12 protein-coding genes are annotated in these 16,703 nt (G+C 36.0%); 2 read left to right on the top strand and 10 right to left on the bottom strand.

Features of this window, described 5'->3' with window-relative positions; all coding sequences use genetic code 11:
* Positions 1 to 82: 82 nt before the first annotated feature.
* From AC4G3N_RS01685 to AC4G3N_RS01720, 8 genes are all read right to left on the bottom strand, one after another.
* Entirely contained in the window at positions 83 to 1,378 is a 1,296-nt protein-coding gene (locus AC4G3N_RS01685) for an ABC transporter substrate-binding protein (RefSeq protein WP_491089606.1), read from the bottom strand.
* Positions 1,379 to 2,228: 850 nt separating this feature from the next.
* Positions 2,229 to 2,930, bottom strand: coding sequence for an L-ribulose-5-phosphate 4-epimerase (locus AC4G3N_RS01690; protein WP_491089607.1), 702 nt, complete (start codon positions 2,928 to 2,930; stop codon positions 2,229 to 2,231).
* 53 nt (positions 2,931 to 2,983) lie between these two features.
* The gene (locus AC4G3N_RS01695) at positions 2,984 to 4,525 is read right to left on the bottom strand and encodes an FGGY-family carbohydrate kinase (protein ID WP_491089608.1); all 1,542 of its coding nucleotides are present in this window, start codon (positions 4,523 to 4,525) and stop codon (positions 2,984 to 2,986) included.
* Positions 4,526 to 4,785: 260 nt separating this feature from the next.
* Positions 4,786 to 5,862 (bottom strand): alcohol dehydrogenase catalytic domain-containing protein, encoded by a 1,077-nt coding sequence (locus tag AC4G3N_RS01700; protein ID WP_491089609.1) that lies wholly within the window; start codon positions 5,860 to 5,862, stop codon positions 4,786 to 4,788.
* 89 nt (positions 5,863 to 5,951) lie between these two features.
* Positions 5,952 to 6,923, bottom strand: coding sequence for an ABC transporter permease (locus tag AC4G3N_RS01705; RefSeq protein WP_491089610.1), 972 nt, complete (start codon positions 6,921 to 6,923; stop codon positions 5,952 to 5,954).
* Positions 6,920 to 8,431, bottom strand: a complete 1,512-nt coding sequence (locus AC4G3N_RS01710) for a sugar ABC transporter ATP-binding protein (protein ID WP_491089611.1) — start codon at positions 8,429 to 8,431, stop codon at positions 6,920 to 6,922. Before AC4G3N_RS01710 ends, AC4G3N_RS01705 begins: the two co-directional genes overlap by 4 nt.
* Before the next feature lie 63 nt (positions 8,432 to 8,494).
* Positions 8,495 to 9,445 (bottom strand): ABC transporter substrate-binding protein, encoded by a 951-nt coding sequence (locus AC4G3N_RS01715; RefSeq protein WP_491089612.1) that lies wholly within the window; start codon positions 9,443 to 9,445, stop codon positions 8,495 to 8,497.
* Between the two features lie 510 nt (positions 9,446 to 9,955).
* Complete coding sequence (locus tag AC4G3N_RS01720) at positions 9,956 to 10,549, bottom strand: ANTAR domain-containing response regulator (protein WP_491089613.1); 594 nt, start codon at positions 10,547 to 10,549, stop codon at positions 9,956 to 9,958.
* 236 nt (positions 10,550 to 10,785) lie between these two features.
* Between AC4G3N_RS01720 and AC4G3N_RS01725 the strand changes: the two genes are divergently transcribed.
* Together AC4G3N_RS01725 and AC4G3N_RS01730 are read left to right on the top strand one after the other, a co-directional pair.
* Positions 10,786 to 12,639, top strand: a complete 1,854-nt coding sequence (locus AC4G3N_RS01725) for a histidine kinase dimerization/phosphoacceptor domain -containing protein (RefSeq protein WP_491089614.1) — start codon at positions 10,786 to 10,788, stop codon at positions 12,637 to 12,639.
* Positions 12,640 to 13,391: 752 nt separating this feature from the next.
* On the top strand, positions 13,392 to 14,096 hold the full coding sequence (locus tag AC4G3N_RS01730; protein WP_491089615.1) for a type 1 glutamine amidotransferase domain-containing protein: 705 nt from the start codon (positions 13,392 to 13,394) through the stop codon (positions 14,094 to 14,096).
* A gap of 58 nt (positions 14,097 to 14,154) precedes the next feature.
* Here the strand turns inward: AC4G3N_RS01730 and trhA are convergent, their stop codons facing one another.
* Positions 14,155 to 14,799, bottom strand: a complete 645-nt coding sequence (trhA, locus tag AC4G3N_RS01735) for a PAQR family membrane homeostasis protein TrhA (RefSeq protein WP_491089616.1) — start codon at positions 14,797 to 14,799, stop codon at positions 14,155 to 14,157.
* A gap of 68 nt (positions 14,800 to 14,867) precedes the next feature.
* Positions 14,868 to 16,328, bottom strand: a complete 1,461-nt coding sequence (locus AC4G3N_RS01740; protein WP_491089617.1) for an NAD(P)H-hydrate dehydratase — start codon at positions 16,326 to 16,328, stop codon at positions 14,868 to 14,870.
* Positions 16,329 to 16,703 lie beyond the last annotated feature (375 nt).

Here is a 16,703-nt window from a genome sequence, read left to right on the forward strand (position 1 = left end):
ACACCTCTTTTCTTATCAAAGATGGGAGCGACGTATCCATGAAAGTCACGCCGATTCCCACCTTATTAGTAATCTATTGAAATTACCGGTTTAGTAAGCCCTTGGAGCGTTTAACAGCGGCTTTCCATTCTTTTTCAGGATCCGTTCCTTTATTTTGAACGTTCTTTAAGCCATTCAATACTTCTGAATAGATTGGGAAGTATTTTTCTCCTTTATAAACAGCCCCACTGATATCCTGTGCTGCTTTTGCAAATACAGGTGCTGTTGCTTGACCGCCAAAGAAAGCATCTTCGTTTGTTTTGAAAGCATCCATTTCATATACAGCTTGTGCGGAAGGGAAAAGTCCCTTGTCTTGGAAGGATTTTAGTTGATTGTCTGGAGAAACTAACCATGAAGTAAATTTATATGCTTCTTTCGCATTTTTCGTTTCGCTTGGTATGGAGATGAATGAGCCACCCCAGTTTGCCGCAAATTCAGATGGCAATGTCGCAACTCTCCATTTACCGGAAGCTTCTTGCGCATTCCCTTCCATCCAGCCTTTTAACCATCCAGCCCCTAATTCAGCAGCAAATTCACCTTTATTTACAGCATTTGCCCACTCCGGAGACCACATTTCAAATTTACCAACAATACCCATTTCATTCAATTTCACAGCATAATCATAAGCTTCTTTAACAGCGTTACCGTCCTCTTCGATCAATAACTCCCCTTTAGAATTAAGGAATGTTGTTTCTGCACCATCCAAGTAAGCTCTGAATGCCATTTCGATACTATCTATAAATACCTTGCCTGTTTTTTCCTTCACCTTCACACCAGCTTCTTCAAAAGCTTTTGGTGAATTAATCAGTGTGGCTACTTCCTCTGGATCTGTTGGAAGACCTGCAGCTTCAAATAAATCTGCACGATAGTACAAGGCTTTCGGTCCAATATCTGTTGGCAGACCAATCAAGAAATCGCCACTATCATTCTCACCTGTTTTCCATTTCCAATCTAAGTACTGATCCTGAATATCTTTTGCACCAAGGTCATATAAGTTTTCAAAGCGATCCTGTGCTGCTTTAAAACGGTCTAATTGGTCAATTTCCAACATCGTGATATCAGGCGCTCCACTTCCAGCCGATAAAGCGGTAAATAAAGCATCATGATGGTCTGCTGTTTCAGCTGCTCTTACTTTAATAGTGACGTTTGGATTTTCCTTCTCATATTCCTTCGCAAGATCCTCATAATTCGTAGCTCCGAATGTCCAGAAATCCAGAGTAACTTTTTCACCACTTTTACCACCGTTTGAAGAAGTCTTTTCTTCATCCTTACATGCTGCCAATGACAGCGCCAGGACCGTTGATAATCCGATTGCAGCCAATTTTTTTAAGCTTTTCAATTGTAAAACCCCCTATTATTGTTTTTTCAAACGTTCATCAAAAAGAATATGAAAATTTTGAACCATACTTATACGCTTCCTACCTCCTTTACCATACTATTCATTTAAAAATATGATAATAGCACCACTTTTTAGAAACCGGTTTCTAAAAGGCTGGTATCATTCCATAATTCACAGTAAAGAAACCGCTTTCACAAGAAATTATAAATGTAATTATCTGAAAAATCAACTACTTATTTGAATTTTTACCCAATTTCATGGAAATCGCTTTCGTAATAAACGATACTAAAAATAAAGTTTTTTTCGAATTGCATTCTAGATAGCGTAAACCACAAATCATACGTCCTATTATTTGTTTCGTCCTATAAGCTCAACCAATGAAACCTGCCCTTCTATGAGGATTGTATTCATAGGTAGGAAATTCACGGCTCGTTTCCTTCAGATTCCACGAAACCAAGAAAAGTTTTCTTAAAGCAAACAACTACTACTCCTTCAATGGATATCGAAATTACACCATGTTGGGCTTATAAATAAAATGACTTACCAATAAAGTAAGTCATTTCTTGTAAAGGTATTTGTACTACCTTATGTTAAAAATATCGATATCCCTGTTTAGTATTACGAATCACCCTAATATATTTTCTAGTAAAGAATCTAATCGAGATAATGCATTTTTATAAAAGTCTGAAGGCAATATTATTTATCCTCTACTTGGTTCCATTGATACTTTTTTTAATAAGTGACCTTATTAATATTTCCCTTAATTATCAAGTGCATTAGAGATAACCTAATAAGGTTTACAATTCTGCTCGTTCTGCGTATAACAGCCATTATGTTATAGCCAATTACATTAACTTTCAACTCTTTTTTGACCGTAATATGCATCTTTTCCATGCTTACGCAAAAAATGTTTATCCAGTAAATATTGGTCTATGGAATCAATTTTTGGTGATAGACTTTGAGTATAGTAGGCAAATTTCGCAACTTCCTCCATTACTAATGCATTTTCAACTGCCTTCATTGGATCTATTCCCCAGTTAAAAGGACCGTGGCTATTTACAATTACACCTGGAATAGAAGTTGGGTTAATACCATGGAAAGTTTCTACAATAACTTTACCCGTATTCTTTTCATATTCATTTTCAATTTCAAACGAAGTCATTTGTCGAGTACAAGGAATGTCTCCATAAAAATAATCCGCATGTGTAGTTCCGTATGCAGGAATAGATCGTCCTGATTGTGCCCATTTTGTGCACCATGGAGAATGGGAGTGAACTACCCCTCCTATTTCCGGAAATGCCTTATAAAGGATTAAGTGCGTCGCAGTGTCTGACGATGGATTAAGATCACCTTCAATGATATTACCTTCTAAGTCTACTACCGTCAGATCCTCTTCTCTTAAATCTTCATAGGAAACTCCACTTGGTTTAATGACAACAAGTCCTTTTTTACGGTCAATTCCACTGACATTCCCCCAAGTGAATATGACTAAATCTCTTTTCGGCAACTCTAAATTTGCTTCTAATACTTTTTGTTTTAATTCTTCTAACATATAAAAATCACTCCGTTCTATAAAGAAAACTCGGCAAATGCCGAGCTATCTTTTTATTTATTTTCGATACTATTAACAGCTTTCATAATATGTTTTGTATTTTCATATAATTCTTTGTACTGTTCATAGTATTGGTCATATTTCTTCTTATTTTCAGGGTTTGGCAATATCATTTCATCAAATTCTAGCCAATCTATAACAATTTTAGGATCTGTGATGACACCTGTTGCAAGTCCAGCCAAAAGAGCATCCCCTAATGGGGCCTCTACGTCATTTTTGATTATTCTTACCGGATGGCCAGTTACATCAGCATAGATTTGCGGCCAGTTCATTGATTTAGAACCACCACCGCTTATGATAATTTCTGCATCTAGTTTCGCCTTTGTACCTGCAACCATTTCCATGTTGTGACGAAGAGAATAAGCCACACCTTCCATAAATGCTTTATACATATGACCTTTCGTATGTACTAAGCTTAATCCGAGAATTAAACCACGAGCGTCGCTGTCCCAAATAGGGCTTCTTTCGCCCATGAAATACGGAAGAACCAATAATCCATCAGAACCTGCCGGAATGTCTTTTGCGTGTAAATCCAATAACGTATAAGCGTTGATGCCTAACCTTTTCTCTGCTTCTATTTCACTTTCGCCAATAACATCTCTGAACCATCTTAATGCAGCTCCTGCTGTCGCCGCGCCACCGAAGGTATAAATATAGTCATGGGAATCAATGCTATTAGGGAAGCTTACTAGATTTGGAGATAAGTTTGGAGTCTTTGTGATAAAGCCCCAACACATCGAAGTGCCCAGCATAGCAACATGATTGCCTTCAATGAGCGCTCCTGCTCCTAATGTTGCAACAGGCGCGTCAACACCACCACAAATCACAGGAGTACCTACCTTTAAGCCCGTCTTTTTAGATGCTTCCTCAGTAATTCCACCAACAATTTCAGTGCATTCTACAAGTCGATCAGGAAAAAAACTTAAAGGAATGCCTAGTTTTTCAGTCATTTCTTTTGACCACTTTCTTCCCTTAAGGTCAAATACACCACCAATATTACCCGCAGAAGAATAGTCCACTGCTACTTCCCCTGTTAATGTGTACACAACATATGGTGCTGGCGGTAAAAAGTATTTCGTTTCTTCCCAAACCTTTGGTAGATTATTTTTTATCCAAAGAATTTTTGTGAAACCAAAGTAAGAATTAACAGAGTTTCCAGTTACCTCGAATAATTCATCAAGATCAATGTTTTCCTTCACCCATTCCACTTCGTTCTCAGCTCTTCGATCCATCCAAATTAAACAAGGTGACAACGGGTTCATATCTTTATCAACAGGGATACCAGAACCCCCATATAAACTACTAATTGCAACACCCTTAATATTTTCCGGGCCAATATTTGATTTCTCAACAACAGATTTAATGGTATAATTTGTTGCCTCTACCCATGGTTCTGGCCACTGATGCGCCCATGAAGATTTAGGTTTTTCAACGTCATATCCCTTATAGCTATGTGCAAGCACTTTCCCATTAGGATTAATTAGGACTGCTTTTGTTCCTTGAGTACCTATATCAACACCTATTAAATAATCCATCTTATCACCCTTCATCCGCTTCCCATAAAGTGGAAGCTGCAATTTCGTGAAAAAGTATACTAATGGTCACTGTTCTATATTTTCATTTTGGTACATTACTAATTTTGGTACGGGCAGTCGCCTTCTGCAGAAGCGGTCCACGACCTTTATGTCATATGCTTTCACCTGGATACATCATTTATTCTCAGAAGCCGCTGCCCTGCATCCCATTCAGCAAAGTTATTTTACCGAACGTAAGATCAATATTTTCAGATTATTAATTAAGGTTTTAATAAAACTTTAATAGCTTCTGGATTGTGCGCCATTTCCATAGCTTCTTCAAAGTCTTCGACTTTGTAGCTATGAGTTACAATCCCTTCAGCAGTTAATAGACCACGTTCAAATAAATCAATCGCAATTGGATATGTGTATGGACCTAAGTGTGACCCTCTAATATCCAATTCTTTTCTATCACCAATTACGCTCCAGTCAGTTGTTACATCTGAACCAAACACGCTAAATTCAATGAATCTTCCAAGCCTTCTAATCATTTCTAGCCCTTGTGTAACACCACTTGGATGACCGGTAGCTTCAATATATACATCACAGCCGTAGCCATCTGTTAAATCTTTAACAATTTTAATGGCATCCTCTTTAAGCGGATTAATCACAAGATCAGCACCGAATTTTTTCGCAACAGCTAAGCGATTATCATTTCCATCTAATACGATTAATTTCTTAGGTGTTTTTAATTTGATGAGTTGAAGCATACATAATCCAAGTGTTCCAGCACCTGCTAGTACAACAACATCTTCAAATTCAATTGTTGCTCTTTGAATTGTATGAACTGCACAAGCCATCGGCTCAACTAAAGCCGCTTCTTCAGGCGTTACTCCATCAGTAATTTTATAAATAGTTGCAGTATCGCTGAATCTCATGTACTCAGCCCATGCTCCTTCAGCAACATCTTTTTGGAAACCGTAAATATTGTGAATATCACACATCCAATACTTACCAGTCTTACAGAACTTACATTTTCCACAAGGATTTATTTGATCTGTTGTTACTCGATCGCCAACCTTCAACCCATGCTTCTCAGCTGATCCCTCTCCTAGTTCAGCAACAATTCCATAGAATTCATGTCCTGGAATGACAGGTGCTTTCATCCAAGGATCCTCTCCACCCCAGTACATTGCAGAACCATGGTATGCCTTTAAGTCACTCCCGCAAATACCACAAGCTTCAACTTTTATGATAACTTCCCCCGGCCCTGCCTTAGGAACTTTCACTTCCTCCACTCGATAATCCTCTGGACCATATGCTACCACTGCTTTCATTGTTTCCGACAAAACTGACATTTTTCAACATCTCCCTATTGATTAAATTTAACAACCAATGTAATTGAATCACTTTGTACTCACAAATGTTTACTTGCTATTCTAGTAGCTTAGTCTTTTTGTCGCGAGCTACTATAATAGATGGCCGCAACGATAATTACACCTTTTAGTACACGTTGAACATATGGTGAAACACCCATTAGGTTTAACCCATTACTCAATACTCCTATTAGAAGCGCTCCTAATAATGTTCCAAAAATATGGCCGCGCCCACCTGCAATACTCGTTCCACCTAATACTACTGCAGCGATTGCATCTAATTCATAACCTTCTCCTGCCATTGGCTGTCCAGAAGAAAGCCTTGAAGTCATGATCATTCCGCTTATCGCAGCCGTTACACCACTGACTACATAGACAAAGGTTTTGATACGCTTAACTTTTATCCCAGATAACCTTACAGCTTCTTCATTACCACCCAGTGCGTATATATAACGACCAATAGGTAAATGGTTCAAGATAATATAAGCTGCTATAAAAACTAAAATCATGATAACGGCGGGCATTGGGATAACTCCGAATAAATATCCTCTGCCAATAAAACCATATGAGCTTGGCAGACCTGAAAGAGGATAACCACCTGTATAAAGAAGTGCCAAACCACGTGAAGCTTCCATCATTGCTAATGTAATTATAATCGCCGGTATTTTTGCATATGCAGTAAATACACCATTGATATATCCAAGAACAGCACCTAATACAATACCAATCAGAACAGCAACAATCGGCGATAATCCGACATTTATCATCATTCCGGCAATGATTGTTCCTGCAAGTGCCATAACAGATCCAACTGACAAATCAATACCACCAGTTAGGATAACAAATGTCATACCAACTGCTAATATTCCGTTGATAGAAACCTGCCTAATTATATTTGAGATATTATCTGCTGTAAAAAAACTGTCAGCTGTGAAAGTGAAGAATATACATAATACTAAAAAGCCTAATAACGTTAGCATTTCAGGATTTTTAAATAATCCTTTAATGTTTACTCCATTTCTTTTAATATCTAATTCTCTCATCCATTCGCACCACCCGTTGCAAAATACATTACTTTTTCTGGAGTCGCTTCACTTCCCTGAAGTTCTCCCTTAATTCTTCCTTTGTGCATAACAAGAATTCGATCACTCATCCCCAAAATCTCAGGTAACTCAGAGGAAATCATAATTATCGAAAGTCCTTCATTTGCTAATTTCCTCATAAGCTTATAAATCTCTTCCTTAGCCCCTATATCAATTCCACGGGTAGGTTCATCGAAGATCAATATTTTGCAATCTGTATTTAACCATTTGGCTAAAACCACCTTTTGCTGATTACCTCCACTAAGGTTTTTAACCAGTTGTGAACTACTTGGTGTTTTGATTAGCAAATTATATATTGATTGCTCAACAATTTCATTTTCTTTCTTTTTATTTATAATCCTTATGTAGTTAGTTAAATCTTTTAAAATAGGAATACTAATATTATTTTTTACAGATTGACTTAGTACTAGTCCTTGTGTTTTTCTGCTTTCTGGAATCAATGCTATTCCATGTGCCAGTGCGTCAGTTGGGTTTTTAATAATCGCTTTTTGCCCATTGATATACACTTCTTTATCTTTAGCTTCATCAGCGCCCATCAGTGCTCTAACAACCTCTGTTCGACCAGAGCCAACAAGCCCAGCAATTCCAATGATTTCTCCCTTTTTCAGGGTGAATTGTATTTCATGGATTTCTTTGTTATTCATCCGTTTAACTTCTAATAACATTTCTCCATTTCCTGTTTTGACCGGGTTATCAGGGAACGCATTGATTATTTCACGACCTACCATCATCTTTACAATTTCTTGCTTTGTAGATTCCTTTATATTCCGGGTTCCAACAAACTCTCCATCACGCAAACAGGTAAAGCGGTCACATATTTCAAGGATTTCTTCTAAGTGATGCGATATATATATAATGGTTACACCATCGGCCTTCAATTTCTCGATTAACTCAAATAATTTATCGATTTCTTTACCAGTTAAACTTGCAGTTGGTTCATCAAAAATCAAGACTTTTGTATCAATAGCAATCGATTTTGCAATTTCTATAAATTGTTGATTTGCTACACTTAATTTTGTTACAGGTATATTAATATCAATATCTGCATCTAGTCTTTGTAAAACTTCTGTTGCTTTTTTCTTCATCTTCTTTTTATTTAACAATCCATTAGCTTGCTTTATCTCACGACCCAGGAAAATATTATCTACACCACTTAAAAAAGGAATTAAACTGAATTCTTGGTGGATAATACTTACTCCTAATTGTTGTGCTTGCTTTGGATCCTTGAATTCAACTTCTTGGCCATCTAAATGAATTTTTCCGGTAGTTGGAGCATACACACCAGAGAGAATTTTCATTAATGTTGATTTACCAGCGCCATTTTCTCCTACTAATGCATGAACTTCTCCACGTTTAATATTGAAACTTACATCCTTTAGCGCTTTTACTCCAGGAAATTCCTTTGTTATATTCTTAATTTCCAATATGTTATCCACAGCAATCACCATCCTTCTATACCATCTGTAGGATAGGCGCTCTGCAAAATTAGCATGAACGCCTAATCGTAAAGATTACCAGCTAAAACCTGAAGCGTTTTCTTTTGTTTGTAGCTCTACATCAATTGGAACTTCAGTTGGAACCACTTCAGAACCCCAAAGTTTAGCCAACGCCATACCAAGTCCTATTCTTACTTGGTCTCTTGGGAATTGTGCAGTAGTTGCCTTAAATACTCCACCCTTTGTAATCGCTTCAATAGCTTCTGGATGTCCATCAACACTATAAATCCATATATCTTTGCCTGATGCTTCAATAGCTCCTTGTGTACCTAATGCCCCTTCGTCATTAACACTAAAGATTGCTTTTAAATCTGGATTGGCTTGAATCATGTTTTCTGTTACCTTCATTGCTTCCGCCCTATCCTGCTTCCCATTTTGCATGTCAACAATTTCAATTCCTTTGTGTTCTTTAACAGCATCCTCAAATCCACGCACACGCTCTAATATAGGGACAACTGGAATTCCATCCAGAACTGCAACTTTCCCTTTCCCACCTAAATCTTCAGCCATTTGTTTCCCAGCTAAATAACCAGCATCATAGTTTTTTGAACCTACAAAAGAGTCAATTGGACCTTTAGCTTGAGCGTCAATTGCTACTACAATAACTCCTGCCTTTTTCGCAGCTTCAACTGCTCCCTCGACACCTTCACTATCAGTAGGATTGATTAATAGGATATCAATATCTTTTTGGATCATGTCATCAATATCATTAATTTGTTTTGTTACGTCATGTTGAGCGTCAGCAATGTATGTTTTTTCAGCACCAATACTTTTAGCTGCCTCTTCAAAAGCCTCTTTCATCGAAATGAAATATGGATTATTCATTTCTTGAAATGACATACCAATTTTAATTGAACCCGCTTTCGATTTCCCCTCTGCTTCACTATTGCTTTCTTTGGAACATCCTGCTGCAATAAGTAAAAGTGATGCTAGAAAAAGTACTATTGCTTTTTTAAAATTTTTCATTTACATTTACCTCCATTTTATTTAATTAATATGTTAAAAATAAAAAGAATGGTATAAAAAGAGAGAATATAAAGCGTTTACATTTTTATTTCATTAAAAAGGCCAGTGTTTTTTAGATTAGGCCAAAATACTTTTATAAATATGTTCGCTTTTTTATTTCATTCCTTTTACAACCTTCGTATCACCCCTTTCAGAATAAATCTTTAGCATAAAAACAAATATGGGTACCTTAAAGCACGCAATACAATTACACTCCCAATTAAGAGAATAAAAGATTACATATTTAAGGCACCCATAGCCATAATAAACCTTATACCAATCCTAAGTATAAAATTTATAATATTTAATTAATTTTAAATAACTTTACTCCTATACCAGACATGAGTATAGTAATCGAAAAAATCACTTTTTATCACTGTGTCTATATTGTATTATAATATTCCCCCCCTGGTCAATAGATATTTTGAATTTTTTAAAAAACACTCTTGTTAAATTTATTAGTATAACTATTTACTCATTAATACGAAATAATGAATCTGCTTCAATAAGCTCTTTTGCAATTATAACTAATTTTTTGTTATTATCGCGGCTCATTTTCTGTAAACGTCTCATTGCTTCTGCCTCTTTCAAATTCATTCGTTCCATTAAAATCCCTTTTGCTTTTTCAATATGTTTTCGAGCTTCCAATGTATGCTTTGTATTTTTTAACTCTTCCTGCAAACTCTTTATTTCTTCAAAATTAGCTAAGCTTATAATTATGGCGATTTTCAAATCTTCAATATCAATAGGCTTTAATAAATAATAAAGTACAGCTTCTTTTTTTGCTCTGTTAATTAGTTTTTCATCGTGGTAACCGCTTACAATAATACTTGGGATAAATAGGATTTCATTAATCTTTCTAATCGCTTCAATTCCATCAAGGTTAGGCATATTAATATCCATGATTACAAGATCCGGCTTTTTTTCTAATGCTAATTCAACCGCATTCTCTCCATCTGTCGCAATTCCAACAACTTCATGACCTAGCGTTTCTACATAGGACTTTATTGCCATTAATACTAAAAATTCATCTTCAGCTATCAAAATTCGTAAAGACTGGAACAAGCTTATCACCACCCAATTAATCATTGTTATATATTTATAGAAGATTTTTTAGCTGAAAGACCTATGTCGTTATGATTAAATTATATAGATACTTTTCTAAGAAAGAAAGAAAAATCAACCATATGCCAATTATGGTACAATAAGGATTGAATAGGAAGAGTCTGTAATCATATACCAATAAATTCATAATCACTTTTCTAATATTACTATCTTTTTCTTTGGTTGGAGGTTTTCACTTGAGTGAGTTTATTTTAGAGTGTAATAATGTAAAATTTACAAGTCCTGATGGAGATATAGACAATCTTAGTTTTAATCTCATGTATTCAGAAATTCACGCGTTTATTATGAAGAATAGTTCTGAGCAAAAGGTTTTCATGCAAGCAATCAATAGATTAATAGAAAAACCTAGCCTAGAAAGTGAAATTAAATTTAAAAACAAAATACTAACAAACACAAAACAAGCTAGTAATAAAATTTCCATTTTACATCATGAGCCCTTATTGATAAACAACTTTTCTATTGCCGAAAATCTTAATTTATCTAGTCTTCCAAAACATAAATTTATTCCTCTTATTGATTGGCAAAGAGTGAAGAACAGTGCTAAGAATGTCTTAACTGATTTGGATTTTCAGTTTGACCATACAATGAAGGTTAAATATTTATCCGATGAAGAAAGAAGATTAATATATATTGCAAGAGGTTTTATTCAAAAACCCGAAATTATTATTATACATGAGCCAATGGAAGGACTATCAACTACTAATGCTTCTAAATTATATAACATAATGAAAAAATACAAAGAACTGGGCAAAAGCATAATCTATATTACAAAACAATGGGAGGATGCTTTAAAACTAGCCGACCGAATTTCAATATTCTCTAAAGGTAAAATCACGGCAGAAACTACAGCTGATGAAGCAAAAGCCGACCCTAAAAATTTCCTTAATAAAATTGAAGATTACAGTTTTAATAGGAATGATGAATATAAAGATGATGAGACTAAAGCTGTTCTTGACGCTGTTTTTAAGGCTGCAGAATTCCTGACATCGGAATATGAGTTAAAGGATGTATTATTGCTCTTAGCAAAAGAAGTTACACGCGTTATGAATGCTGACAGCAGTTCGATTAAATTAATTGATGAATTTACTTGGAGTATTATTGATGATTTCGAATTTAAAAATAAACAAAATTTGAAATCTCAATTGTCAAATGAAGCTCTTGTAAAAATAGCGAAGCAGAATGCTATCTACTACGCTAATAAAAATGATATAATTTTCACCTCACTGTTTAAAAATATAGAAAATGTAAAAACAATTATCTGTATCCCAGTTTTGATTCGTTCCCAAGTAACAGGTATTATTCAGGTTTCATATGAAAACTTATATGTTCATTCAAGTGAAGAAGCAAAGTTTTTATCAGCTTTAGCTCGTCATGCCGCTATTGCAATCGAAGATACGAGATTAATGGGAAGATCCGCTCTTCTGCAAGAAAGTCACCATCGGATCAAAAACAATCTTCAATCAATCGTGGGACTTATCTCATTACAGAAAACTTTTGTTAGAAACAATCCTGATCAATCTATAGATGATTTACTTGACAGTATTATTGCAAGAATAAAAAGTATTGCTTCTGTACATAATCTACTTTCAAAAAATAAATTAGGCAGAAGTATTATTAATGTTAAACAAATAATTGAGGAAATCCTAAACATTATTAATCACAATCCACGGATAACAATTCATTTTGAACTTGATGATATTTTTATCCCCTATAATAAAGCCACTTCTATTGCATTGATAATCAATGAATTAGCCATTAACTGTTTTAAGCATGCTTTTTCTATTAATGATACCGGCATAATTATTATAAAATGTAAAAAGATCAACGATATAATTTACTTGTCTGTGAGAGATAATGGAAGTGGTTTTCCTGAAAATTTCGATATGTCCAATCCACTCACCTTAGGACTATCCATTATTCAAGGGATTGTGATAAGTGACTTTCAAGGGAAAATGACCTACGAGAGTAAAAAAGGAAACACCATAGTTGAGATCAAGCTTCCTACTAACCGTATTTTTCTTCACAAATAACAGGCAAAAAATAAATTCGGTCCTATAATGGAATCTAAAAAGCACCTTGTTCGTGTTTAATGGGAGAAAAGGCAAATATTTTTATCATGGTATGAATCAAGAATAGAAACAATTACGTACAAATTTTCTATATTACTACCTCACTTTATTAGATAGCTCCATTATTGTTAGTTTAAACGGAACTAGACTATACAGCAAAACGATCAAAATATAATATACGAATGAATTTACTACCATGTCATTTAGTTAATAACTCGGCAGTCTAATATGAATCTAATAGAAGAAAAACTCAATTTAAATTGAGTAACTGATTTTCTTTCCCCCCCTTTGCGCCTTGCTGCTGGCCTGTTTAATGGAGACAGTGAAGTGCTCCCTGTCAAGTAGACATTAGAAATAATAAAAATACTTTATGGCGGCTAGAGCCCTGAATTCCAGTTGGCTTAGCCGTTCATTTTTTTGATAGCGATCAAAATCAAAAAAGCAATATTTTCTTCTATTTTTTAGCGTTTCATATGTTTCATTCCAGATTGAAGCGTATCCTAAAGACCCACGAATAGTCCGTCACCTATACAACATCCCATACTAGAAATAATAGGTACCATCCCCATCAAAACCGCAACCTATCTAATTTAATTCCATGAAGCGCGAAAACTGATCACCACCCACCATTTCCTTTTCTTTACAGCACCATATCAATATGTCTTAGAGTCAATTTATGTTAAAATTACACTTTATAGATAGGAGGATTTTAAATGGCGAAAAAGAAAGTTTTGGCTGTTGTAACGAGCCATGAATATATGAAGAATGAAAAAGATAAAACGGGTTTATGGTTAAGCGAGCTTGTACATTTTTATGATTGTTTGAAACTTGCTGGATACGAGGTTGATATAGTATCCACAAAAGGAGGTAAAGTTCCTCTGGATCCGAAAAGCCTTCTCCCTATCTTGCTGGACAACAGGACGAAGGAATATTATCTGGATCCTTACTTTATTAGTAGATTGGATAAAACTGCTTCGATTGACGAGATTAAATCTGATGAATATGGCTGCATCTATTTTGCAGGCGGACATGGAACAATGTGGGATTTCCCTAACCAGTCCAGCATTCAAAAATTGACTGCTGAAATATATGAAAAAGGTGGTGTCGTTTCGGCTGTTTGCCACGGACCTGCTGCTTTATTGAATATTGAATTATCAGATGGGACTCATCTATTGGAAGGAAAAACAGTAACTGGTTATACAAATATGGAAGAAACGATCATGTTTGCATCACATAAAATACCATTCAAGCTTCAAAATGAGTTGACAGCTAAAGCTAGAAAATTCACAAAATCAGCCATTCCTTTCACCTCTCATGTGGTGGAAAATGAACGCGTGATTACAGGACAAAACCCACAAAGCGCGCGAGCAGTTGGTGAGAAAACATTACATTTCTTACAAAATCAAAGAAGATATTAAAAAATGTCGATTCAAACTCCAAACCTTTGTTGGAGTATTGAATCGACATTTTTTTAATTCACATAGGTAATACATATAAAAAGATGGACAAAAAGTGTAGGATAGAAGCAATCAATACCATCAGATGCCAAATTGCATGGTGATAAGGAAACCCTCTCCATACATAAAAGATGCTTCCTAGCGTGTATAATAAACCACCATACACAAGCATCATTAATCCGGTTGGAGGAACTGCCATTTTTAACGGCTCCCATGCTACAACAATTAACCAGCCCATGATGATATAGATTATTGTAGAGAGAATGACAAATTTTCTAAGGAAAATGGCTTTAAAAACAATCCCGACTATTGCCAACGTCCAGATAATCGCCAATAATGTATATCCTGTTTTCCCTCCAATTGCAATGATTGCATATGGTGTATATGTCCCTGCAATAAATAAATAGATGGAGGTATGATCAAAGAATTCCATAATCACTTTGACTTTGCCTTCAGGAAATGCATGAGTCAGAGTCGAGAATGTAAAAAGCATCAACATCGATATTCCATAGACCAAAACAACTGATAGCCTATCGCCGGCTCCATTCGTTATAGAAAAAACAATCATTAAGATGAGGGCCGCAAAGGATAAAGCTGCTCCTATCCCATGAGTAATCGCATTGACGACTTCTTCTTTCTTGGTGTACGTATAGACTCGATTCATCAAGAGACTCCTTTCCAAGTTTTTATTTGTCTATTCCCGTTTTTTTGCTAAATTAATACCTTTCTTTCCTATTTTTTTAAATTTAATTCTTTTAAAAGATATGGCCAAACCTCCATAATATCTGTTGCTAGCATTGCACTCGGTTCACGTTCAATCGCCCAATATTCTGACGATTTACCGTGAAGATAAACCGCATTCGACACGGCTGTTGTATAGTGTGAGAAAGGTTCAGATTGACACAGTAGTCCTAAAATAATTCCAAGCAAAGTGTCTCCAGAACCGCCTTTTGAAAGACCTCGATTTCCCGTTTGATTGATATAGCCAGTACCATCTGGAAAAGCGATAACCGTATTTACTCCTTTTAAAATAACTGTAACCTCATGTTCAATAGCAAATTCACGAGCAACCGAAATGCGGTTTTCATTGATCAACTTAGAAGATAATCCTGTAATTCGAGCCATCTCTCCAGGATGAGGTGTCAAAATAACCGGTGCAGGACGCCCTTTTGGATAATCTCTTTTTTGCAGGGCAGCGGCATCTAAAATAAGAGGCAAATCAGGTTGATTCAATAAAAATTGAACTTTATCCTCCAATTGTTCATCCAAATCCAAACCTGGACCGATTGCTGCTGCTTTCATACTGGATAGCTGTTTATTTTCTTTTAATTGTTGAAGCGAATGATACCAATAGGTTGCTTCAGGAAGTCTCTGACAAACAATTTGTGCTACACTTTTATCGGTTGCGATAGTCAGTTTGCCAATTCCTGAACGCATAGCACCTAGCCCGGAAAGAAGTGCACAGCCTGGCATTTCTTCACTGCCTGCTATTAATAAGCCCGTTCCAAATGATCCTTTGTGCGGATTATTCGGTAAAGCAGGCCATGTTTGTTTAACATCTTCCTCTGTCCATACTCTCCAGCCTGATTGCTGCACCAATCCAATATCCAACGATTTGACTGTCCCATAGTATTCGGCCGAAGGTACTAAAAAAGCTGAAGGCTTAACCCCATGTAAGCATAATGTGTAATCTGCTTTAAAGGCAGTCACTACATTACCTCTATCTGCTTCAACACCTGAAGGAATATCAATCGCAATTTTCAGAGCCAATGATTGGTTCCAGTAGGCAAGCACTCGATCCGCATGACTGGAAAACGGCGGTTTAAACCCAATTCCAAAGAGCCCATCTACCAGAACATCATATTCATTTTCAATCGTTTGGGTGTATGGATATCCACAAGTAATAAAATAAGAAAAATGCTGTTGAGCAACTTCAGACTTTGGCAATCCAAACGGCAAAATAAGCGTAGTCTTGTAACCGTGATTCAGCAATAGTCTCGCAAGGACAATCGCGTCACCTCCATTATTTCCTTGCCCAGCGATGATTCCAACTTCATCTTCCCTCTGAATTAAACTGGATACTTCTCTGAACAATGCCTGTCCAGAGTTTTCCATTAAAGTAAAGATGGACATCCCATCCGCTTCAGCTTTACTGTCGATTTTTCTGATATCATTCGCAAAATAAATATTCATCACCGACCACCTCTCTTCTTATATTTTTAGTATACAACAATAGGAATAGGTTATTTAAACGATATAGTAAGGTAAGAGATCAGCTATCTATTGATCAAAAACAGGTTTAGGAGAGATGTAGCATAGATGTTGAAATAGGTGGGGGATAGGTTGGTCCATAGCCGGGGAAAAACTCCTTTCCTCCATCTCTCCCACACCTTTACACCATCTTTGACCTGGGATAGGTGCGGTATAGGTGGGGCCATAGCTACTCTAAAGCTCGGGTATAATTTTCGATAGCTTTTGAAAATAAAATAGTCAGCTCCACAATTGGAACTGACTTTGTTTAACCATCGCTTCCAGTAAATAACGTATCTCCTTTTTTCAGTTCCCCTG

The organism is Bacillus sp. z50, from assembly GCF_058313585.1.